Origin of the sequence: Actinomyces ruminis, from assembly GCF_002154335.2 — a bacterium.
Lineage (GTDB): Bacteria > Actinomycetota > Actinomycetes > Actinomycetales > Actinomycetaceae > Actinomyces > Actinomyces ruminis.
Genome location: NZ_MTPX02000039.1, coordinates 78,855 through 100,674 on the forward strand (window position 1 = coordinate 78,855; position 21,820 = coordinate 100,674).

General features: G+C 65.7%; 18 protein-coding genes and 3 pseudogenes. 15 read left to right on the forward strand and 6 right to left on the reverse strand.

Annotated features, from left to right (window positions below; all coding sequences use genetic code 11):
* The first annotated feature begins 441 nt into the window (after positions 1 to 441).
* The 3 genes from BW737_RS06510 to BW737_RS16185 all read left to right on the forward strand — a co-directional run bounded on the left by BW737_RS06510 (position 442) and on the right by BW737_RS16185 (position 2,700).
* Positions 442 to 1,113, forward strand: a complete 672-nt coding sequence (locus BW737_RS06510; RefSeq protein WP_086614752.1) for a hypothetical protein — start codon at positions 442 to 444, stop codon at positions 1,111 to 1,113.
* Between the two features lie 426 nt (positions 1,114 to 1,539).
* Positions 1,540 to 2,538 carry a calpain family cysteine peptidase gene (locus tag BW737_RS06515; RefSeq protein ID WP_086614753.1) on the forward strand — a complete coding sequence of 333 codons (999 nt, stop codon included), beginning with the start codon at positions 1,540 to 1,542 and terminating at the stop codon, positions 2,536 to 2,538.
* Between the two features lie 3 nt (positions 2,539 to 2,541).
* On the forward strand, positions 2,542 to 2,700 hold the full coding sequence (locus BW737_RS16185; protein WP_180272103.1) for a hypothetical protein: 159 nt from the start codon (positions 2,542 to 2,544) through the stop codon (positions 2,698 to 2,700).
* Between the two features lie 755 nt (positions 2,701 to 3,455).
* Here the strand turns inward: BW737_RS16185 and BW737_RS06520 are convergent.
* The 5 genes and pseudogenes from BW737_RS06520 to BW737_RS16190 form a co-directional block, all read right to left on the reverse strand.
* Positions 3,456 to 3,944: a hypothetical protein gene (locus tag BW737_RS06520; RefSeq protein ID WP_143233310.1), complete on the reverse strand. Its 489-nt coding sequence runs from the start codon at positions 3,942 to 3,944 to the stop codon at positions 3,456 to 3,458.
* Between the two features lie 45 nt (positions 3,945 to 3,989).
* Entirely contained in the window at positions 3,990 to 4,370 is a 381-nt protein-coding gene (locus tag BW737_RS06525) for a hypothetical protein (protein WP_086614755.1), read from the reverse strand.
* A gap of 105 nt (positions 4,371 to 4,475) precedes the next feature.
* Positions 4,476 to 5,545 (reverse strand): annotated as a pseudogene (disA, locus tag BW737_RS06530) (DNA integrity scanning diadenylate cyclase DisA).
* Positions 5,546 to 5,713: 168 nt separating this feature from the next.
* Positions 5,714 to 7,135: a DNA repair protein RadA gene (gene radA, locus BW737_RS06535; RefSeq protein ID WP_086614756.1), complete on the reverse strand. Its 1,422-nt coding sequence runs from the start codon at positions 7,133 to 7,135 to the stop codon at positions 5,714 to 5,716.
* A gap of 372 nt (positions 7,136 to 7,507) precedes the next feature.
* On the reverse strand, positions 7,508 to 7,669 hold the full coding sequence (locus BW737_RS16190; protein ID WP_180272104.1) for a hypothetical protein: 162 nt from the start codon (positions 7,667 to 7,669) through the stop codon (positions 7,508 to 7,510).
* Positions 7,670 to 7,961: 292 nt separating this feature from the next.
* Between BW737_RS16190 and BW737_RS06545 the strand changes: the two genes are divergently transcribed.
* The 6 genes and pseudogenes from BW737_RS06545 (at position 7,962) to BW737_RS06565 (ending at position 13,225) form a co-directional block, all read left to right on the forward strand.
* Positions 7,962 to 9,098: an ABC transporter substrate-binding protein gene (locus BW737_RS06545; protein ID WP_086614758.1), complete on the forward strand. Its 1,137-nt coding sequence runs from the start codon at positions 7,962 to 7,964 to the stop codon at positions 9,096 to 9,098.
* 181 nt (positions 9,099 to 9,279) lie between these two features.
* Positions 9,280 to 9,657: a substrate-binding domain-containing protein gene (locus BW737_RS20205; RefSeq protein WP_257210556.1), complete on the forward strand. Its 378-nt coding sequence runs from the start codon at positions 9,280 to 9,282 to the stop codon at positions 9,655 to 9,657.
* A pseudogene (locus BW737_RS17980) lies at positions 9,597 to 10,291 on the forward strand (siderophore ABC transporter substrate-binding protein). Before BW737_RS20205 ends, BW737_RS17980 begins: the two are co-directional and overlap by 61 nt.
* Positions 10,292 to 10,317: 26 nt before the next feature.
* Positions 10,318 to 11,307 (forward strand): ABC transporter permease, encoded by a 990-nt coding sequence (locus BW737_RS06555; RefSeq protein WP_086614759.1) that lies wholly within the window; start codon positions 10,318 to 10,320, stop codon positions 11,305 to 11,307.
* Positions 11,304 to 12,476, forward strand: a complete 1,173-nt coding sequence (locus BW737_RS06560; protein ID WP_086614784.1) for an iron chelate uptake ABC transporter family permease subunit — start codon at positions 11,304 to 11,306, stop codon at positions 12,474 to 12,476. Before BW737_RS06555 ends, BW737_RS06560 begins: the two co-directional genes overlap by 4 nt.
* Positions 12,473 to 13,225, forward strand: coding sequence for an iron ABC transporter ATP-binding protein (locus BW737_RS06565; RefSeq protein WP_086614760.1), 753 nt, complete (start codon positions 12,473 to 12,475; stop codon positions 13,223 to 13,225). Before BW737_RS06560 ends, BW737_RS06565 begins: the two co-directional genes overlap by 4 nt.
* A gap of 263 nt (positions 13,226 to 13,488) precedes the next feature.
* Here BW737_RS06565 and tkt read toward each other — a convergent pair whose 3' ends face one another.
* Positions 13,489 to 15,573, reverse strand: coding sequence for a transketolase (gene tkt / locus BW737_RS06570; protein WP_086614761.1), 2,085 nt, complete (start codon positions 15,571 to 15,573; stop codon positions 13,489 to 13,491).
* A 478-nt stretch (positions 15,574 to 16,051) separates the two neighbouring features.
* On the opposite strand from tkt, the gene BW737_RS06575 reads away from it, so the two are divergent.
* The 6 genes and pseudogenes from BW737_RS06575 to BW737_RS06595 all read left to right on the forward strand — a co-directional run bounded on the left by BW737_RS06575 (position 16,052) and on the right by BW737_RS06595 (position 21,779).
* On the forward strand, positions 16,052 to 17,068 hold the full coding sequence (locus BW737_RS06575; RefSeq protein WP_257210558.1) for an autoinducer 2 ABC transporter substrate-binding protein: 1,017 nt from the start codon (positions 16,052 to 16,054) through the stop codon (positions 17,066 to 17,068).
* Between the two features lie 30 nt (positions 17,069 to 17,098).
* The gene (locus BW737_RS06580) at positions 17,099 to 18,301 is read left to right on the forward strand and encodes a sugar ABC transporter ATP-binding protein (RefSeq protein ID WP_218961807.1); all 1,203 of its coding nucleotides are present in this window, start codon (positions 17,099 to 17,101) and stop codon (positions 18,299 to 18,301) included.
* A pseudogene (locus BW737_RS16735) lies at positions 18,262 to 18,681 on the forward strand (D-xylose ABC transporter ATP-binding protein); the annotation flags it as partial. The gene BW737_RS06580 and the pseudogene BW737_RS16735, both read left to right, overlap by 40 nt.
* Before the next feature lie 83 nt (positions 18,682 to 18,764).
* Positions 18,765 to 19,694, forward strand: a complete 930-nt coding sequence (locus tag BW737_RS06585) for an ABC transporter permease (protein WP_257210559.1) — start codon at positions 18,765 to 18,767, stop codon at positions 19,692 to 19,694.
* Positions 19,691 to 20,758, forward strand: a complete 1,068-nt coding sequence (locus tag BW737_RS06590; protein ID WP_218961808.1) for an ABC transporter permease — start codon at positions 19,691 to 19,693, stop codon at positions 20,756 to 20,758. Before BW737_RS06585 ends, BW737_RS06590 begins: the two co-directional genes overlap by 4 nt.
* A 13-nt stretch (positions 20,759 to 20,771) precedes the next feature.
* Complete coding sequence (locus BW737_RS06595; RefSeq protein ID WP_257210567.1) at positions 20,772 to 21,779, forward strand: LacI family DNA-binding transcriptional regulator; 1,008 nt, start codon at positions 20,772 to 20,774, stop codon at positions 21,777 to 21,779.
* The last annotated feature ends 41 nt before the right edge of the window (positions 21,780 to 21,820 follow it).

A 21,820-nucleotide genomic window follows, 5' to 3' on the forward strand; every position in this document is an offset into this window, starting at 1 on the left:
GGGGGTCGGGCGTCGTCTGCGCGTTCTAGCGGTTCCCGTTCCGCCTCCGCGCGTGGCGGTGCCTCTCGCTCCGGTGCTTCAGACGGCGGGGCTGCGTCTCGCTCGACGTCGTCGGTGCAACCCCGTGTTGCCCGTGCGTCCAGCTCACGGCAGGCACCCCGCGGCCAGGCCGGCGCGCAGCGCTCCATCACCACCCAGGATGGCCGCCCGGGGCGCCGTCCCGCCCGCACCGCGCGCACCGGGCGCGGCCAGACCGCTCGTTCGGTGGCGCGGTCCGGCTCCGGTCAGGCGGCCGGACGGGGAGGCGCTCGCGGCAGTGCTAGCCGTTCCGCGCCGCGAACGAGAGCCGGCAATCGACGCGGGCAGCCCCGGGGGCGTGGACTCACCGCCAGTCGCCGCCCGGCCCGGCCCCGGCGGCCGCGCTACTGGTTGCGGCGGCTCGTGGTGCTGCTGCTCGCCGTGGCCCTGCTGGCGGGGATCTCCGGCGGCATCCTGTCTGCGGCCGTCTGGGCGCGTGACACCATCCGCGCCCAAGACGACCAGGCCGCTGCGCACACCGCCACCACCTACGCCAACCCGGTGGACTGCACCGCCGCGGACCTGGACGTCACCTTCACCTCGCCGGACTCGGTGACCGCCGGATCCGGGATGACATTGAACGTTACTGTGAACAACACTGCCGACGAGGCGTGCTTGTTGGATCTGGGCGGGGAGCATATCGGCGCCCTCATAACCTCAGGCAACCAGACCATCTGGGAGTCGACGGTCTGCCCCTTCACCCCCACTAGCCGCCGCCTGCTTGTGTCTCCCGGCACCGCGGCCGCCGCCACCATCATCTGGGACGGCAACGTCGCCTCGTCGGATTGTGTGCCTGCTGCCTCGGCGTCGGCCTCGGCATCTGCCGCCGAGGAGGCCACGGCGTCGCCCACAGCCGCGGAGCATACGGAGGAAGGCGAGGCTGCCCAGGGGGACGAAGGAACTGAGGCAGCCTCCGCTGGGGAGGCAGCCCCGGCCGCCGCTTCCGGTAATGCGGCCACCGCCGGCACCTACCGGGTGCGTATCCGACTGGACGGAACGGACCTCACCGAGGACCGCGTCTTCGTGATCGAGTAGGGCATAAGCGGCCGAGAGGTCTTCCGCCGCCACTCTCACAATGACGCTGCGGATGGTGTTTTGGTGTCGGTGGGGTTACGGTTCGGGATGATGAACTGTGGTGTCCTCTGGGCGAGCGCGACGCCAACCATCTGACGAGTGAGGGGCAAGTATGGGGTTGAGTCTGGATGAGGTTGCGGGCGGGGTTGTCGGAGAGATTCCGGGTTCGCCCGGCGGAGTGCTAGCGGTAGCGGACTCCTGGCGGGCTGGAGCCCGGGTGCTGGATGAGGCCGCCAGCAGTGTGGTGTCCTCACGTCTGGCGGTGGCGTCCTGGCAGGGGGTCAGTGCGGAGGCGTTCCGGTCCTCCTCCCGGGGCCTGGAGGCGGATCTGGATGCCTCGATCACCAGTCTGTTGGACGGGGCCAGCCGTTTGGAGGCATACGCCAGGTGCTGGCCGAGGCGAAGGAGGCGTTGGAGCGGCTGCGCGCCCTGGTCGGTGAGGCACTGCTGGAGGCGGTGGATGCTGCGGCGCCGGCGGTGCTGGTGGCGGGCGTGCGCTACGCGGCCGCGGGTGCGGCGGTGGGGATTCGGGCGCGGGTGAGTATCGCCGCCATGCAAACAGCCGCGGCCTTGAACGCGGTTGGTGTAGGTGCTGGCTCCCGGGCTGAGGTTGGATCGAGCTCCGCTGGTGGCGCGGGCGTGCAATGGGACAGCGGCAGTGTCGGTGCGGGCAAAGGTGGGGATGATGGCACCGGGGATAAGACTGCTTTCAGTGATGAGGACATCCGCAGGTTGCGGCAGCAGGCGGATGGCTCTGCGGACTGGGACCCCGTAGACCAGGCAGATATTGGTGATTGCTACTTTTTGGCGACTTTGGATGCGTATTCGCTGTCTGAGGATGGGGAGCAGTTTCTGCGGGATCATGTGCGGTGGAGTGAGGAGGACCAGGCGTTCATCGTCACCCTATACAACTTCTTCGGCTTTCCGGTGGAGGTCAAGGTCACCGACTATTACACCAACGGTAATCAAGGTGATGATCTTGGTGGTGGGCGGCGGGGGCCGAACCTGATGAGCGTGTATGAGCGTGCCTACGGCCAGTACCTGGGCGACCACAACCTGCCATACGGCATGCCCGCCAATGCGATGCGGGCGATTTCCGGGCAGTACGGCCCGCCAGTAGTTGACACCAGAGGCACCTCGGGCTTTCTGGGTGCGGTGCGTGAGGATCATAAGTACACCGAGCAGGAGTGGGCGCAGATCGAACAGGCCGTGCAGGATGGCAGGCCGGTGGTCGCGGGAACAGGCGGCGATTTCAGTGATGGAAGTACGGCGTCGGATGCGACCGCCAACACCGACACCGACGACGCCGACAGGCAGCACCCGGACGCCGCGATCGACGGTCGCGACAGAACCGGCGACTACCGGATCGTTGAAGACCACGCCTAGACCGTGGTTGCGATCGATGAGAAGTATGTGACCCTGCGCAACCCCTGGGCGCACAACAACACCGCCGACGGCTCCGACGCCGAAGACGACGGCATTATCCGAATCACCCGCGAGGACTACGAGAAATACTTCAACCGCACCGACATCGGCGAAGTCCCCTAACCAGAGTCATGTCGCGTGAGCGCTCACCTTATTCGCTCTACACCGGGGTCGAGGACGATATACACCTTATAGGTCCAACCTCCTAATCGGTAGTCGGGGAGGAGTGGTTCTGGGTTAACAGCCAGCAAGGTGACTGTGCCCAGCCCATCAATGTGGACGGTTTCGCCCAGCCGTAGTTCGATGGCTTCTTGGACGCCGTCATTGTGCCGCCACAGCAGCGTGCCGATCTATTTATGTCCTTCCGAGCGCAATGGTCCTACTTGCAATTGGCCTTCTGCGGTCTGTAGTGGTTCGATACTCACATGAACCTGCGCGTAGATTCCTCCCTTGGTGACAAGCTCGTCAGGCAGCGGCACCTGCCGTGTCAGTGGCCTGGTCCACCACAACCAACCGCCCACGACTCCCACCATAACCACCACAACCACAAGGGAGCCTCGCAGGACACTCCGCATAAGACGTCGGCCTGGCGAGACTATCGAGACCTCTCCACCTGATGGATTCACAGCACCGTACCCGACGGATTCTGCTTCCGTGTCGGCTCCAACGGGGGCCATCGTGGACCTAGCGCCGGACTGCTCGCCGTTGTCGCCGATTGCTGATGCCACTGCCAACACGCTCCTTGTCTGCCACTGAACTTGATGTACCCTGATCGATCTTACGCTGACTCACGTACGGGTAACAGGCCCTGATCCATGTAGTCTCGCAGCGACATCGACGGAGTAATACTCATAACCAGAGTCATGTTGCGAGAGCGTTCACCTTATTATTTCTACCCCGGGGTCGAGGACAATATACACCTTGTAGGTCCATCCGCCATCGTTATAGTCGGGAATGAGTGGTTTGGGATTGACGCCGAGCAATGTCACTGTTCCCAGGCTGTCGATGTGCGCAGTCTCTCCCAGGCGCAGCTCAAAGATTTCCTCGGTTCCGTCTCTTCTTACCCACTTCAGCACGCCGATCCACTCATGGTTTTCGGAGCGCATGCTACTGCTCTGCAGCCTGCCGTCATCGGTCTCGATTGGCGGAATACTACTGTGTATTTGGGCGTAGAGGCCGTCATCGGTGGCAATCCTATCGGGCAGCGGCACCTCTCGTGTTAGTGGTCTGGTCCACCACAGCCAACCCCCGAAGCCCGCCGTGGCCAGCAGTACGACCAGGAGGCAGCCGGTAAAGACACGCCGCATGCGTCGTCGCCTTGGCGAGGCCATCAAGGCCGCGTACTCCTCGTCAGCCGTTGATTTCACGCCGCGCTTCTTCCCATGGAGTTCCCGATTGTCTTGCGCCGTGGTCTAGCTGGTCAGGCCGTGGTAAGTGACGGTCTTAGCCCTGGCTCCGGCAACGGCACCGCCCGCAGCCGAGCCGCCAAGGTTGCGTAGCCCACTGGCCGATGCTGCGAGCCGATTCGCGCCGTCGGCAGCCTCGTCGTCGGTGGTCGCGTATCCCTGCTGCGCGGCCAGCAACCCGTCTGCGTCCACATCCGCCCGCGCCGCCGTACGCTCTGCTTGCTGCTCGTGGCGAGCGGCGAACTGCGCCGCAGCCGATGCAAGCACGGCGGAACCGAATACGGCCTCACTGCCGGAATCCGCCCGGAACTGCGACAACGAATACCTGCTGTTGTCTAAGTACGCACGAGCGGCGGCAAGCTCCTCCGGTACAACCTGCAGCACCACTTCAACACCTTCCGTGGACGCCCGCCCGCTGACAAGTGGGACGCGTGGCGCGAACGAACCGTTTCCAGACGGTCTCAGTTTAGCATCGGCGGCTGCGGCTTGCTCTCACGCGTAGCGGTCGGCGATGGACACTTCCGCCAGGCGCGACAGGCCATCGCGCAGGGTACGGGCCTGACGCGCGCCGACGTCGTCGACCGCCTCCAGTTCCTCCACCGTTGCGGCTAGCACCGCCTGCAGGGAACCCCAGTTGTCCACCACCGCGCGCGCCGTCACCAGCGGCAGCCGCGGGATCTTAGCCAGGATCCGCAGCCCACGCGGCGAGACCGACGCATCCAGATCCTGCCCGTCCGCGCCGCCTAGGCCCATCGCGCGGGCCACCATAGCTAGGTCCAGCAGGGCGGGGGAGCCCACCCACTTCAGGCGCGCGTCCACTGTGGCCGTGTCCAGCCCTTCCGGCAGGTAGTCGGTCAGTAGGAAGTCGCGCTCGGCCATGAGCCCACGGGTCAGTTCTTCCACCTGCAGAGCGAGGAGCCGCCCATCGGTGCCGAGCTCAACCACGTAGCCGTCGATGTCGGAGGCGATGCGGCTGACCATCTCCAGCAACTGCAGCACGGCGGTGACGTCGCGTACCGTCACCAGATCCTCGATCTCCAGGGCGTCCAGGCGCCGGAGATCTTGTCCAGGCGGGCCTTATAGCGCTCCAGCGTGGCCAGTGCCTGGTTGGCGCGCGCCAGAATCGCCTCGCTCGGCTCGATCACGTGCCGGCGCCCATCCACATACAGGGAGATGATCCGCATGGACTGACTCACCGAGATCACTGGATGCCCGGTCTGCCGGGCCACGCGCTCGGCGGTGCGGTGGCGCATGCCGGCCTCCACCGTCTCAATGGAGGCATTGGGCAGCAACTGCACGTTGGCGCGTCGGATGCGGTTATTCGCCCGGTCCACAATCACGGCGCCGTCCATTTTGGCCAACTCCCGCAGTCGCGCCGCAGTCATCTCCACGTCCAGGCGGAAACCGCCCGAGGAGATCGCCTCGACCGTCTCATCGAAGCCGAGCACGATGATCGCCCCGGTGCGTCCACGCAGAATGCGCTCCAGGCCGTCGCGTAGGACGGTGCCGGGGGCGACGAGTGCAAGCGTCTCGCGTAGCAGGTTGACGGGGGTGTCGGTCATAGGGCTCTCCTGGGGGTGGTCCGGACGCGCCGACTAGTGCGGGCGTCGGGCCGATGCCCGCACCATGCTAACCGTCCGGGGCGGCGCGACGCCGTGAAACAGGTCGCGCCGTGCTGCACGTCTCGTGCTCATGCCGGCGACAGCGGCGCCTGTAAGGGCACGGGGACGTCAGCTGCGGGGCAGGGCCGCGCCGATGGCCTCGCTCAGATGCGCAACCGGTAGCACGCGCATGCCGTCTACGTCGCGCAGCTCCTCAGACCCGGCCAGCGGCACGATGGCACGATCAAAGCCCAGGCGTGCCGCCTCCGCCAGTCGCCGCTGCACGCCCACAGTCGCCCGCACCTCCCCGGTCAGTCCGACTTCCCCGAAGGCCACCAAGCCGGGGGGAGTGGGCAGGTTTTGCGCGGCGGAGACGACGGCGATTGCCACCGCCAGGTCCGTGGCCGGCTCCACTGCCCGCGCCCCGCCCACGGTGGAGACGTAAACGTCGGTGGTGGACGTGTCCACTCGCAGTCGGGCCGCCAGCACCGCCAGCGCCATCGCCACCCGGGAGTGGTCCACCCCGGAGGTGGTGCGGCGCGGCGAGCCGGCGGCGGTCCCGGCAACCAGCGCCTGGATTTCTACCGGCATGGGACGGCGTCCCTCCAACGTCACCGTGGCGCAGGTGCCCGGCACCTCGCTGCGCGCCGCAGACAGGAACAGGCCCGAGGGGTCGGCCAGGCCGACGATGCCGCGCTCGCCCAGGTCGAAACAGCCGACCTCATCGGTGGGGCCGTAGCGGTTCTTCACCGCCCGCAGCAGCCGCAGCCGGGCATGCCGGTCGCCCTCGAACTGGCAGACGACGTCCACCAGGTGCTCCAGCACTCGCGGCCCCGCAATGCCGCCGTCCTTGGTCACGTGCCCGACCAGCAGCACCGGGATGGCCCGCTCCTTGGCTACCTGAATGAGCGCGCTCGCCACCGCCCGCACCTGAGTGACCCCGCCCGCTCCGCCCTCGACCTGCGCGGAGGCAATGGTCTGAATGGAGTCCACGACCAGCAGTGATGGCGCGGCATCCTGGACGTGCCCGAGTAACGCACCCAGCTCCGTCTCGGCGGCCAGCAGCAGTGCCGGGTCGATGGCGCCGATGCGCTCGGCGCGCAGCCGCACCTGACTGGCCGACTCTTCCCCGGTCACGTACAACACCGGTCCCTGCCCGCGCTCGCGGGAGGTTGCGGCGGCCTTTGCGGCCACATCCAGCAGCAGCGTGGACTTGCCGACGCCGGGCTCTCCGGCCAGCAGCGCCACCGCCCCCGGCACGACGCCGCCGCCCAGAACCCGGTCCAGTTCGCCCACCCCGGTGGGGCGGGCGCGGGCCTCCTCCGCGCTGACCTCCGCGATGGGACGGGCGGCGACCGCGGGGCGTACGGCCGCGGCCGCCACGGGAACGCGCCCGGGGGAACCGATCCCGCCCGGGGCGGGCTCGACGAACTCCTCCAGCGTGCCCCAGGCGCGGCACTCGCGGCACTGACCGAGCCACTTGGGGCTGGTCCAGCCGCATTCGGTGCACACGTAGGAAGTGCGTGCCTTGGCAGTCTTCGTGGTGGCCATGCCGGCAGGCTACCGGGAGCCGCCGACACGAATTCGCACGTGTTCAGGACGCCGTCGGGCCGTAGCTGCCAGAGCCGTACCCCTGGTATGCGGATGGCTGTGTCTGCACAGGCGCAGTGGGTTGGGTGGGCGGCATGGGCTGCTGGGCTTGGTTGTAGCTGGGCATCTGGCCGTAGACCGGCGCCGGCCCTTGCCCCGGGGCCTGCCCATAACCCGGGGTCGGGCCATAGCCGGCAGCCAACGGGGCACCGGTAAGGGGATCGCGTCCGAGCCGCTCGGCGAGCAGCTGCCGGTCCTTTGGGCGCACCAAGTGGGGGGACTTGGCGAGGATTCTCTCGTCGATTGCGCGTGCGGCACCAATGGTGAAGAACATCAGGCGACCGCCAGGGCGCGAAGACCGAATCTGAATCCTAGGTATCCGACGAACACGCCGAGGATCAGGTAGACGCCCGCGACGCCAATCACGATCGCCGCCGTCATCAGCGCCCAGTAGTACTTGGAGTGGGGGACGCGCTGCTGGTTCTGGTTCCTCATGGGAGGCCTCCTCGGACAAGATGTAGGTAACTAATTGGTATATGGCCAGTATTGGCGCTTATTCGGGTGGCGGCAAGGCTTGCCCATGGGCAGCGCTCCCCGGCAGTTCTGCGACTCCGCCCGCCGCAATGCGCGCATGCCTTCGCTTCGTGGAGTGGGCTTCGGGTCTGGCGGGTCGAGGACGGCGGCGGCTGCAGAAGCGCCTTGCCGGGCGGGTGCGAGGCATAGGAAAATGCCCTAGACCGAGCCCCGGACGCCCGGCGCCGGGGCCGCGACCGAAGGATGATCGTCTTTGGCCGACTCCGCCCGCATTCGCCAACTGAGCCGCCGCAGTCTCCTGGCCGGGGCCGCTGCCGCGGGCGCCGCCGCACTGCTCGCGGCCTGCGCCTCCGACGGCAGCAGTACTGCGGGCCCCTCCGCCGCTGCGGGCAACGCCTCCCAGGGCGCCACCGAGTCCTTCCCCATCACCATCGCTCACACCTACGGCTCCACCACGATCGCGGCCGAGCCGACCCGCATCGTGGCCATTTCCACCGTCGACGCCGATGTGGTCATCTCCCTCGGCGTGGTCCCCATCGGCATGCCCGCCGTCGCCGCTGGTGCCGACGGCGAGGACGCCTACCCCTGGACCACGGCGGGTCTTGAAGCGCTGGGAGCCGGATGGGATACCGCCGCGGCGCCGACCCTGTACGGCGCTGCGGACGCCGTCGACGTTGATGCGGTCGCTGCCCTCGAGCCCGACCTGATCCTTGGGGTGCATTCGGGCATGAGCGAGGATGAGTACACGCGTCTGTCCGCCGTCGCACCCACCCTGGCCTATCCGGCCGACGCCTCCGCCTACGAGGCCACCTGGGAGGCGGTGACCATCACGGTTGGAGGGGCGCTGGGGCGTTCCGCCGCTGCCGAGGCCCTGGTCAACACCACCACCGATGTGCTGACCACCGCCCGTACCCTGAATCCGTCCCTGTCCGGCGCCTCCTACGCGGCGGTCGCGCTCGATGCGAGCGGCCCGTCCATCACCATGTTTACCGAGGTCGATACGCGTTCGCAGGTGCTGCAGCAACTCGGCCTGACGCGTGCACCTGCCGCTCAGAGCGTGGAGGAGGCCGCGGGAGCGGTTGCGGTGAACTACCCACTCAGCGAGGCAGCGCAGCTGGAGGCCGACCTGTTGTGGGCACAGGTGGACGGTGACGATGCCGTGGAGGCCATCGAGGTGGACCCCCGGCTGGCCGAGATTCCGGCCGTTGCGAATGGCACGGCCCTGTTCGTAACCGACGAGGTCGCCGCCATGAGCCTGGCCGCCGCCTCCCCACTGTCACTGCCGTGGTGCTGCGAGAACCACGTGCCCGACGTCGTTGCCGCCATCGAGGCGAGCCGGGCCACCGCGAGCGCCGCCGCGACTCCCGTCGCAAGCGCCACGGCGTCGTGAACCGGGCTGTCACCATATTGACCGACCTCGAAGATGGGATGAGACGGGGCTTGCCGTTTGCCTCGCGACAACATAGGTTGGCCTTACATAGGTGAAGCTGACCTAAGTTCGATGGGTCGGCGTAAGCCTATTCCTCTCGTGTGGACCGTGCCACGCGAGCCCTACCATCCCGAAGGAAGACATGTCTCGCAAGCTCCCTGCGCTCATGGCCCTGTCGGCTGCCGTCAGCCTTGCGCTCGCCGGCTGCTCCGGCACCACCGACTCCGCCTCTACCTCCGCGGCGTCCGACGCCGCCTCTGCCTCCGCCTCCCAGGCCTCCTCGGTCACTATCGCGGACAACCACGGCAGTGTGGAGGTCGCCCTGCCCGTGCAGCGGGCGGCCTCCACCGACAACCGCACCTTTGAGGTCCTGGCCGACTGGGGTGTGCCGTTGGTCGCTGCCCCCAAGCAGCTCATCCCCTCTTCCATCACCGCCTACGACGCGACGAAGTCGCCGACATCGGCTCTCACCGGGAACCCGACCTGGAGGCGCTGGCGGCGGCCACACCCGACTTGGTGATCGTCGGGCAGCGCTTCTCCGACCAGTACGACTCCATCGCCTCCCTCACCCCGGACGCCACCCTGCTCGACCTTGAACCGCGCGAGGGCGAGTCCTTCGACGCCGAACTCGAGCGCCAGGTGACCGCCCTGGGCCAGGTCTTCGGCAAGGAGGCCGAGGCCGAGCAGCTTATCGCCGACTTCGAGGACGCCCTGGAGCGTGCCCAGAACGCCTACGACGGCTCCTCCACCGTGATGGCCGTGATCGTCTCCGGTGGCGAGATCGGCTACTCCGGGCCCACCACCGGACGCACCTGGGGGCCGCTGTTCGACCTGCTCGAGCTGCAGCCCGCCCTCGAGGTCGAGGGCTCTACCGACGATCACCAGGCGACGACGTCTCCGTGGAGCAGATCGCCGAGTCCAACCCGGACTGGATCTTCGTCATGGACCGCGACGCCGCCATCACCGCGGACGACCCGAGCTACACGCCCGCCGCGGATGTGATCGCCGGCAACGCCGCCCTACAGAACGTCACCGCGGTGACCTCCGGCCAGATCGTCTACGCCCCCGACGACACCTACACCAACGAGTCGATCATCACCTACACCGAGATCCTCAACTCGATCGCCGACGCCTTCGAAGGTGCCCAAAACTGAGCATCCGACAACTCTCAAAGTTGGGCATGCCGGCTAGTGGCACGGCCGCCGCCCGCACCCGCGGGCCCCTGGCAACCCGGGGGCTCGCGGTCGGGCTGGTGGTAGTCCTGGCGCTGCTGGGACTGAGCCTGGCCACCGGCCAGTACTCGATCCTGTCCCACGCGGACGGCTGGGAGATGTTCCGCAATGTGCGCATTCCCCGCACCCTGGCCCTAGTGCTGGCCGGAGCCGCCATGAGCATGTCCGGCCTGGTCATGCAGCTGATCACCCAGAATCGCTTCGTGGAGCCCACCACCACCGGCACCACCGAATGGGCCGGGCTGGGACTGCTGGCGGTGATGGTGCTCTTCCCGCGCGCCAGCGTGCTGGGGCGAATGGTAGGCGCCGTGACGGCGGCCTTCATCGGCACCATGGTGTTCTTCCTGCTGCTGCGCCGGGTCTCGCTGCGCTCCTCCCTGCTGGTACCCATCATCGGCATGATGCTCGGCGCGGTTGTCAGCGCAGTCTCCACCTTCTTCGCCCTGCAAACCGACATGCTGCAGTCCCTGGGGGTGTGGTTCCAGGGCAGCTTCACCTCGGTGTACCGGGGCCAGTACGAGGTGCTGTGGATCGTGGTGGCGGTGGTGGCCGCCATCTTCTACTACGCCGACCACCTCACCGCCGTCGGTCTGGGTGAGGATGTGGCAACCAATATCGGCGTCGACTACCGGCGCACGGTGCTGATCGGCACCGCTCTAGTGGCCGTGGCCACCGGCACCGTCACCGTGGTGGTAGGCTCCCTGCCCTTTCTCGGGCTGATCGTGCCGAACCTGGTGTCCATGCGCCGCGGCGACGACCTGCGCTCCAACCTGCCCTGGGTGTGCTTGGTGGGCATCGGCCTGATCACCGTCTGCGACCTGCTCGCCCGCACCATCATCGCCCCCTTCGAAATCCCGGTGGCCGTGGTGCTGGGCCTGGTGGGCGCGGCCGTGTTCATCGCCCTCATCATCCGTCAGACCAGGAGGGGATGGGCATGACTCCTCACACCTTTGCTGCCCCGGCTACCCCGGCGACGACGGCCCCCAAGACCACCGGAGTCCCACCCGCCGTCGAAGCCCCGCCCGCCGTCGAGGTCCCGGCCGGCCCCGCACCGGAGGTTCCCGCCCCGCACGCCCCGGTCGATGCCACGGATCGTTCGGGCGCCGCCCGTCGCTCCGGCGCCTTCGCCACCCCCGCCGCCCGCCGTCGCTGGTGGCTGACCTACCTGGCCGTCACCGGCCTGGCGCTGTGCTTCGCCGTCGGCCTGCTGGTCTGGAAGAACCCGATGCCGCCGGGCAGCCGCGGCTTCTGGCTCATCGCCGAGCGGCGCCTGGACGCCATCATCGCCATGGTCGTGGTGGCCCTGTGCCAGGCCCTGGCCACCGTCGCCTTCCAGACCGCCACAGGCAACCGCATCATCACGCCGTCGCTCATGGGATTTGAGTCCCTGTACCGGGCCATCCAGACCGCCACCATCTTCTTCTTCGGAGCCGCCGGCCTGACTGCCACCCGCACCGCCCCCATGTTTGCCCTGCGACTGCTGCTCATGGTGGGGTTGTCACTGCTGCTGTACTCCTGGCTGCTCACCGGTGGCACGCGGAACCTCTACTCGATGCTGCTGATCGGCATTGTCATCGGCTCCGCGCTCGGGAGCCTGACCACCTTCATGCAGCGCCTGCTCACGCCCAGCGAGTTCGACCTGCTCTCCGCCCGGCTGTTCGGCTCCATCGCCAACGCCGACCCCGAGTACTACCCGATCGCCATCCCGCTGGTGGTGGTCTGCGCCGCGGCCCTGCTGGCGTACTCGCGTCGGCTCAACGTGCTCGCCCTGGGCCGGGACACCGCCACCACCCTCGGGCTCAGCCACACCCGCGCCACGATCGGCGTGCTGGTGCTGGTCTCGGTGCTCATGGCCACCTCCACGGCGCTGGTCGGACCCATGACCTTCCTCGGCTTCCTGGTGGCGACGCTGTCCTACCAGCTGTCCGGCACTTACGACCACCGCTACCTGTTCCCCATGGCCGCGAGCCTGGGACTGCTGGTGCTCACCGGCGCCTACTTCATCATGCGGCACATCTTCTACGCCCAGGGCGTCGTCTCCATCATCGTTGAGCTGGTGGGCGGCTCGGTGTTCCTCGTCGTCGTGCTCAGAAAGGGGCGGCTGTGATCGAGCTGGACGAAGTGCGCAAGGTCTACAACTCCGAGGTTGCCATTGGGCCGGTGACGCTGGACATCCCCGCGGGCGGCATCACCGCCTTCATTGGCCCCAACGGGGCGGGCAAGTCCACCCTGCTGACCATGGTGGGGCGCCTGCTGGGCATTGACGAGGGCGCGGTGCGCGTGGCCGGGCTGGATGTGTCCTCCACCAAGTCGGCGGATCTGGCCCGGGTGCTGTCCATCCTGCGGCAGGAGAACCACTTCATCACCCGTCTCACCGTGCGCCAGCTGGTGGGCTTCGGGCGCTTCCCCTACTCGCGGGGCCGCCTTACCGCCGACGACGAGCGCATCATTACCCGCTACATCGACTTCTTCGGCCTGGGGGAGCTGGAGGGGCGGCACCTGGACGAGCTCTCCGGCGGGCAGCGGCAGCGCGCGTATGTGGCGATGGTGCTGTGCCAGGAGACCGACTACGTGCTGCTGGACGAGCCGTTGAACAACCTGGATATCGCTCACTGCGTGGAGATGATGAACCACCTGGAACGGGCCGCCAAGGAGTTCGGCCGCACGGTCCTGATCGTCCTGCACGACATCAACTTCGCGGCCCGCTACGCCGATCGCATCTGCGCGTTGCGGGACGGTGCGGTGTTCCGCTTCGGCCCGCCGACGGAGATCATGCGGGGCGACGTGCTCACCGCCGTCTTCGGCACTCCCATCCAGGTGATCGAGGGTCCGGCGGGGCCGTTAGCCTGTTACTAGAGGTGGGCACGCTGGCTGCGCTCGGCGCGTTCCACGACCCTGGGCCGCATTGCACGACCTTGGTGCATGTTGCACGACCACCCCGGGGTCGTGGAAAGCACCCCAAGGTCGTGGAACAGCGCCGGGGGTCGTGGAATGCACCCCGGGAGCGTCTAGAGCGGGAGGGCGGACACTGGCCGGGCGTGGGCGGGCGGAGTTTCTGGTCAGGCGTGGGCGAGCGCTGACTGAGGCGACCCGCCCGCCCACGCCTTGACAGATAATCGTCAGGCGCGGGCCAGGGCGTCACGCACCCGCGCCGCCACCGCCTCGCCGGTGAAGCCGTACTCCTCGAACAGCTGCGTGCCGGGGGCGGAGGCGCCGAAGTGGTCCAGGGCGACGATCACACCGTCGTCGCCGACGAGCTCGCGCCAGCCCATGGCGACGCCCGCCTCAACGGATACCCGCAGGCCCGCCTCGGGCAGCACCGAGGCGCGGTAGGCCTCGTCCTGCTGGGCGAACCACTCCAGGCAGGGGGCGGAGACGACGCGCGTGGGCGTGCCCTCGGTCTGCAGTGCCTCGCGGGCGTCCATGGCCACGCCCACCTCGGAGCCGGTGGCGATGATGGTGACGGCCGGGGTGACTTCCGCCCCGGCGGCATCGGTGGCCTCGGCGAGCACGTAGGCGCCCCGGTGCACACCGGCGCGAGCGGCCTCGGGATCGGCGTGGACGGTCAGCTTCTGCCGGGACAGGACGATTCCGGCCGGGCCCTCCGGGCGCCGCATGATCTCCGCCCAGGCGGCGGCCGTCTCATTGGCATCGGCCGGCCGGACGACGGCGAGCCCCGGGATGGCCCGCAGCGCGGCCAGGTGCTCGATCGGCTGGTGGGTGGGGCCGTCCTCGCCCACGCCGATGGAGTCGTGCGTCCACACGAAGATGGAGCCCAGACCCATCAGCGCCGCCAGGCGCACGGCCGGGCGCATGTAGTCGGAGAAAACCATGAAGGTGCCGCCATAGGGACGGGTGAGACCGTCCAGGGCGATGCCGTTGAGGATCCCACCCATGGCGTGCTCACGAATGCCGAAGTGCAGCGTGCGTCCGTAGGGGCCGTCGGCCTCGGAGCGGGCCAGGTCGGCGGGCAGGAAGGAGGGCTCGCCGGCCATGGTGGTGTTGTTCGAACCGGCCAGGTCGGCGGAGCCGCCCCACAGTTCCGGGGCGACCGGTGCCAGTGCGGTCAGCGTCTTGCCGGAGGCGGCGCGGGTGGCCAGGGCATCGCCCACTTCCCACACCGGCAGCGCGGCGTCCAGCCCTTCATCCGGCTCTCCGGAGCGCAGGCGCTCCAGCAGGGCGGCCTGCTGAGGGGAGCCCTGCTGCCAGGCGGTGAAGCGGGCGTCCCAGTCGGCGCGGGCGGCCGCGGCGCGCTCGGCGGCGTGAGCACGGGTGAAGGAGACGACGTCGTCGGGCAGCTGGAAGGACGCCTGCGGGTCCAGGCCCAGGGCCGCCTTCAGCCCGGCGACCTCATCGGTGCCCAGCTTGGCGCCGTGAGAGTCCTCCGAGCCCTGCTTGGTGGGGGAGGGCCAGGCGATGATCGTGTGCAGGCGGATCATGGTGGGGCGCTTGGTCTCGGCGCGGGCAGTCACCAGTGCCTCGTGCAGTGCCTGCAGATCCTCGTGGTAGGCGCCGCCGGCCTTCCAGTCGACGTCGAGCACCTGCCAGCCGTAGGCCTCGAAGCGGGCGGAGGGGTTCTCGGTGAAGGAGATGTCGGTGTCGCCCTCGATGGAGATGTCGTTGTCGTCGTAGATGGCGATTAGGTTGCCCAGTTGCAGGGTGCCGGCCAGGGAGGCGGCCTCGGAGGCGATGCCCTCCTGCATGCAGCCGTCGCCCATGACCGTGTAGACGAAGTGGTCGAACAGGGAGGCTCCGTCGGCGGCGTCGGGCTCGAACAGGCCGTGCTCGCGGCGGGCGGCCATGGCCAGGCCGACGGCGTTGGCGAAGCCGGCGCCCAGCGGGCCAGTGGTGGTCTCGATGCCGGGGGTGTGTCCGTACTCGGGGTGTCCGGGCAGGCCGGTGGAGGAGCGGAAGTGGATGAAGCCATCCACCGGGATGTCGTAACCGGTCAGGAACAACTGGCAGTACTGCAACAAGGAGGCGTGTCCGGCGGACAGAACGAAGCGGTCGCGGCCCAGCCAGCTGGGGTCGGCGGGATCGTGGCGTAGTTCGTGCTGGTAGAGCAGGTGGGCAACGGGTGCCAGCGAGATCGCGGTGCCGGGGTGCCCGGAGCCCGCCGCCTCCACGGCGTCGGCGGCCAGCGCCTTGGCGACGCTAATGGCCTTGAGGTCGAGGTCGGTGAGCTCGAGGGGCTCGGTGGTCATGGACTAACTCCTTTGTCGGTTGTCTGTACGACAGGTGCGTGCCTTGGGCACAACGGTCAGCGCGCGCCCGGTCGGTGGACGGGCCCACCGAGGTACCTGGATGCATCATCCTCGTCGCTTGCCCGCAGGGGCAAGACGAGGCATTGCACATCGGTGCAACCGTGGACCGGGTGCTCGGTCGGTGGTGAGCGGACGGTGAGCGCGGCGGCCTCGGCGCGGAGGCCCGTTGGGCGCGACCACTACCTCGGGCGAAGGCACCAGGACGCACACGAAGCAAATGTATCGCGATCGGACAAACGATGGTAGGGGGCCATGAACTCCAAGTGGCCAGTTGACACACCTGGATCTCGTGGTGAATACTTCGTCACGCCACGTTTTGAACCGGTCCAAAGACGGATCGGCCCAGCCAGTTCGTGGACTCATCGGGGAGTTCGCGGGAACGTGGCTATGGAGGACTGACATGAAACATCGTCTAGGTATGGCAGCGTTGACAGGTGTCGCGTGCCTCGCGCTGGCAGTCGCAGGCTGCGCCGGTGGCAGCGGTGGAGGCGCGTCGAGCGGAGCGAGTGGTGATACGGCCGACGGAGCAGCGGTTTCCGTGGCATTCGTGCCGAAAATCCAGGGAATCCCCTTCTTTGAGGCCATGAACACCGGTGGTGCGGACGCCGCCGAGGAATTTGGCTTCAACTGGGTCTATTCGGGCCCGAACACGGCTGATCCCGCCGCGCAGAGCGAAGTTGTTCGTTCTTTGATGCAGCAGAAGGTGGACGCCCTAATGATCGCGTCCAACGACCCTGACTCCATGGCTCCCTTGATCACCGAGGCCCAAGATCAGGGGATAAAGGTCGGGACGGCGGACACGGACGCCTCATCGTCCTCGCGCGAAGTATTCGTGACTCAGGCCACAGAGGAAGCGATCGGCACAGCACTGCTGGAACAAATGGCGGAACCGATCGATGGGGAAGGTCAGATCGCGATCGTGTCGTGCGGACAGACCGCAGCCAACCTGAATGCGTGGATTGAAGTGTTCAAGGACAAGGCGGCTACCGACTATCCGGACATGGAGATCGTCGACACCGTGTATGCCGATGAGGACCAGGCTAAGGCCGTCACCATGGCCAAGAACCTCATCAACGCATACCCGGACCTCAAGGGGTTGGTCGGGGTCTGCACAACGTCCGCACCCGGGGTTGCACAAGCAGTTCAGGAGTCCGGTAAGACGGGGGAGATCGCCACGGTCGGCGTCGGAACGCCGCAGGCCATGTTGCCGTACCTGGAGGACGGCTCAGCGAGCTCGTCAGTGCTGTGGGACGTAGAGAACCTCGGATATTTGACGGCATGGGCTGGCTGGAAGCTGGCGCAGGGTGAGTCGTTCGAGGCGACTCAGGACGTGGGCAGGATTACCGGTGTGACCTATGACGAGGAGTCGAAGACGCTCGTAATGGGAGAACCGCTCATCCTGACTAAGGAGAACGCAGGGGACTACGACTACTGACTCGTTTCGTGAACCGTGGTGTGCGCGGTCATGACGACCGCGCACACCACGGGAGTATGGGGGACCGTGAATATGGCGAATACTGGAAGCGAAGACGTGCCTTCCGAAGAAGACATCCTGGAGGTGCGGGGAGTCGACAAGCGCTACGGCGGCGTTCACGCGCTTCGGAACGTCAACTGGTCGGTTCGTGCGGGCGAGGTCCACGGACTGGTCGGTGAAAATGGGGCGGGAAAGTCGACTCTCATCAAAATGATCAGCGGGGCCGAGATCCCTGACAAGGGTACCGTGCTCATACACGGGCAGCCGATTATTCTAGGAGATACGCAGTCCGCACTAGCCGCCGGGGTGTCTCCGGTGTATCAGGAGCCTGAGCTGTTCGCTGACCTGTCCGTGGCCGAGAACATATTCCTCGGTCGTGAGGAGACCCGTATGGGCCGGGTCGATTGGGCAACTCAACAGAAGAAAGTCGAAAGACTGCTGGGACGCCTGAAGCTGGACCCGGAAATCATGCACAGCCGGGTGGGTGACCTTCCCGTTGGAGAGCAGCAGCTGGTGTCCATCGCAAAGGCGTTCGCGGTAGACGTTCGCCTACTCATCCTGGATGAGCCGTCGGCTATCCTAACAAATATGGAGATAGAGCGCCTTTTCGATATCATCCGGGGTTTGCGTGATGAGGGCATAGGAGTCATTTATATCTCGCACAGACTGGATGAGTTGGGGCGCATCACTGACAGGATCACAGTAATGCGCGACGGTTCCGTCATTGGGACTTACGCCACCGAAGAAATGTCTCCGACCAAGATCGCGCAAGCAATGGTGGGCGACAAGTTTGAAATCGCTGATCGCTCAGACCGGCGCAGTGTCATGAGCGACGATGTCGTGCTCGAAGTCTCATCGCTGACGCAGGGTAAACGGCTCAATAATGTCAGTTTCCAGCTGCGTCGCGGTGAGATCATCGGCGTGTATGGACTCATTGGTTCGGGCACAACGGAGCTTGCGCGGGCGCTCTTCGGTGTCACGCGTCCCGAAGGCGGCGAAATACGGGTCAACGGCGAGCGGGTGCGGATACGTTCGCCACGTATCGCAATGCGGCTAGGAATGGCCATGCTCCCCGGCAACCGGAAGCTGCAAGGCGTGTTCCAACCCAAGAGCCTGGCCTTCAATATCTCTGCCAGCCACCTGCCTTCTTCTCCCGCCTGGGCGTATTCGATGACCGACACGAGCGGAGAATGACGAGCGAGCTTATTCGCAGGTTGGGCATCAAAGCACCGGGGCCTTCGACTCCGGTTGGCGCACTGTCCGGGGGGAATCAACAGAAAGTCGTTATGGGTCGTCAACTGGTGGAGGTACCCGACGTCCTGCTTGCCGAGGAACCCACTCAAGGGGTGGATGTGGGCGCAAAGTCGGAAATACACCAGTTGATTCTGGATCACGCCGCTGATGGGCATTCGGCGATAGTGTTTTCCACGGACTTGGACGAGATCCGATTCCTGGCGGACCGAATACTCGTGATGAGACATGGAGAGATATCAACCGAGTTAAATGGCGACGTGTCGGCGGTTGCCTTGCTAAGCGCCGCATCGGGAGAACTTGAGAGTGGGGAGGTAAGATGAGTCCATCAGTAACCGGCCAGCGTATCGGTGGGACACGTAGGCACGGTCGTAGGGTGCGCAGGCCCATTATTGAGGGCCAGGAAATGGTGCTCGTCATAGTGATTGCACTGCTGTGGCTGGTTATGGGTGTTACGACGCCGACCTTCGTTGAGCCGTCCAGCGTATTCGCAATCTTTTACACGGTTGCGCCGATCGCTCTCATAGGTGTCGCGATGACGCCGATCATGTGCGCAGCCGGCATCGACGTGTCTGTCGGATCCAGCCTCGCGGTCGTCATGGTTGTGGTGTCAAAACTCATACGTGACTTCGATGTCAATGCTCCTATAGCGATCGCGGTAGCGCTGCTGGTCGGTAGCGCATTAGGCGCCATCAACGCTACCCTTATAGCGTTCGGACGAGTTCCCGCAATGGTATGTACGTTCGGTACGCTGAACGTCTTTCGCTATATAGCGCTTCAGGTGTTCGGAGAGACTCAGGTCGCCGGCGTTCCGGGGACTCTCAGTTTCTTGGGAGGAAGCATCTCGCGTGCGCGTTTTCTGGGACTGCCTAACGCGATGTGGCTTGCGATCGTACTGACGGCGACCGTATGGGTATACATGAGGCACTGGGCGACTGGGCGCCACATATACGCGATCGGCAACGACGCCGACGCCGCTCGACTCGCAGGCGTCAAGGTCAGGCGTCGCATATTCATGTTGTACGTGTTCTGCGGCGCTATGGTAGGGGTAGCTGCCGTCGTATCGGTTGGCAGCGGAGGCCTGATTCAGCAGAATGTCGGCATCGGGATGGAGATGTCGGTGATCGCGGCGTGCGTCATTGGGGGAACGTCCGTAATTGGGGGGCGCGGTACCGTGCTGGGGACGTTGTTGGGCGCCGTACTGGTGGGAAGCGTTCAGGCAGCGGTCATCCACCTTCACCTGCCAACCGAGATCACACAGCTATTTGTCGGAATCATCATACTGATCGCAGTGGGCGTGGATCTACTGCGTCAGGCAAGGAGGGCCACGTCATGACAGCGCCTGCGATGGACAGCGCATTGAACGAGGAACGCGAGTCTGTGCTAGCACGAATCGTACGTGTTCTCTTGACGGAGCGGACCGCTGCACTCGCGCTGCTGACGGTCCTTCTAGTCACTATGTTCTCGGCACTGGGAAGAGGCGGGTATCTGTTCGCCGACTTCGACGCCTCGTACATGGCGTCGTCGCTGCAATCTCTGGTTCCGGTTGCGCTTCTGGCACTGGCGGAGATGTTTGTCATAATCTCCGGGTACTCGGGCATCGATCTGTCGGTCGGCGCTATAGTGTCTTTGGCGGGAATGCTCTTCGGATACTTGATCCAGAACGCCGGAATTCCGCTTGTCCCGGCGGTCGTATGCACAGTTGTTGCGGGCGGGCTGCTGGGGGCCGTCAACGGCATGCTAGTGGGATATCTCAGGTTTCCCCCGCTTATTGCTACTCTGGCGACGCAATACGCCTACGCCTCAATTGCCATGGTGGTTTCCGGCTCTGCGCCGATCTCCGGCGACAGGATTACGGCGGCGAACGGGGTTCTCACCGGACGGGTTCCTTTGTTCGGCCTTATGATTCCGACGCAGGTGCTAACGATCCTGGTTCCTAGCGTGATCATTTCATGGCTGTTGCTTGACCGTATGACGTGGGGGCGGTCGCTATTGGCCGTCGGAACTAATGCGACAGCGGCGCGCTATGCGGCTCAGAATGTTCGCGCAATTCGAGGCTCGTCTTATATGGTTTCGGGCTTGCTGTGCGGACTTGCCGCGGTCGTCAATGTCGCCCAGTACGCGTCGGCAAGGCCGGACGCTGGTACAGCGGGTAACGGTATGGCGCTGACTGCGATAACGATAGCGGCGCTCGGCGGTGTCCTTATCCAAGGAGGATTTGGGAGGGTGAGCGGCGTCGTCATGGCGGCGGTGCTGATCACGTGGTTGAACGCCGGGCTGCTTATTTCGATGGAGGGTTCCGCAGGATCGCGTTCCCAATTGCTTGCGCTTGGCGCCGTACTGATTTGTTCAATCCTGATCAATAGTTACGCTGCGCGCCGGTATCAACTACGGAGCTGAAGAGTTGGACACGGTGCGCGGCAGAAGGCTGAAGATCCGGGAGGTGGCGCGACTTGCTGGCGTTTCTGTAGGCACGGTCTCAAACGTGATCAACCACCCGGAACGGGTTTCAGATGGTTTGCGCAGGCGCGTGGAGAGTGTATTGGAGGTGAGCGGCTTCAGCCCGGATCCGACAGCCCGCGCGCTTAGCCTGGGTCGCTCGTCCATGATCGGTGTGGTCTTCTTCGATATTTCCAATCCGTTCTTCGCTGAGGCGGCCCATCAGTTGAGTCGGTTGTTTGAAAACCTTGGTTGTTCGATGGTTCTAGCCGAAACCGATCAGGTGGCGGAGGTTGAGAGCCGAGTACTTCGTAACATGGAGCGAGTCGGGGTCGATGCCTTGATCGTGTGCTCGACCGGTGCTTGCTGGGACGACTTGACTCGTATACGTGATCGGGGTGTTCCGGTGGTGTTGATGGCGCAGCGTAGCGAGCGTCCGGGTTTCCCGTCGGTAGGCATCGACGATTATGACGGCATGCGGAAGTTGGCCGGTCATCTTTGGAGGCGTGGCCTGCGCAGGTTCAGTTTCGTGAACGAGCCGGTACAGGCGACTCAGCATAAGGATCGTTGGCGCGGTTTCTCTGATGAGCTTGCGGAACGCGGCATGCGTGTGGAGGACGTTGACGTTCAGTGGGCGTCCGGGCCCACTTGGGACGGCGGCTACGAGGTTGCGCGGCGCGTCCTGGTCCGTCCGGACAATTTGTGGCCGGATGCCTTCGTGTGCCTTAACGATCACCTTGCAATGGGTGTTTCAAAGGCGGTTACGGAAGCTGGTCTGACGGTTGGTAGTGATGTGTGTGTCTCTGGCTTCGACGATGTGCCATATGCGTCTGTGCTTGGCGTTCCGCTCACTACCATACGACAGCCAATTGCGGGCATTTGCGACCACATCGCCCAGGAGATAGGCGGCTTCTTGAATGGGAGGGAGTTGGTGTCGGGCCGCAGTTTTGATGCGGAGCTCATCGTGCGGCAATCAGCGTAGTCACCGATGTGGGTTGATGTTTCGTCTTTCTATGAACTAGT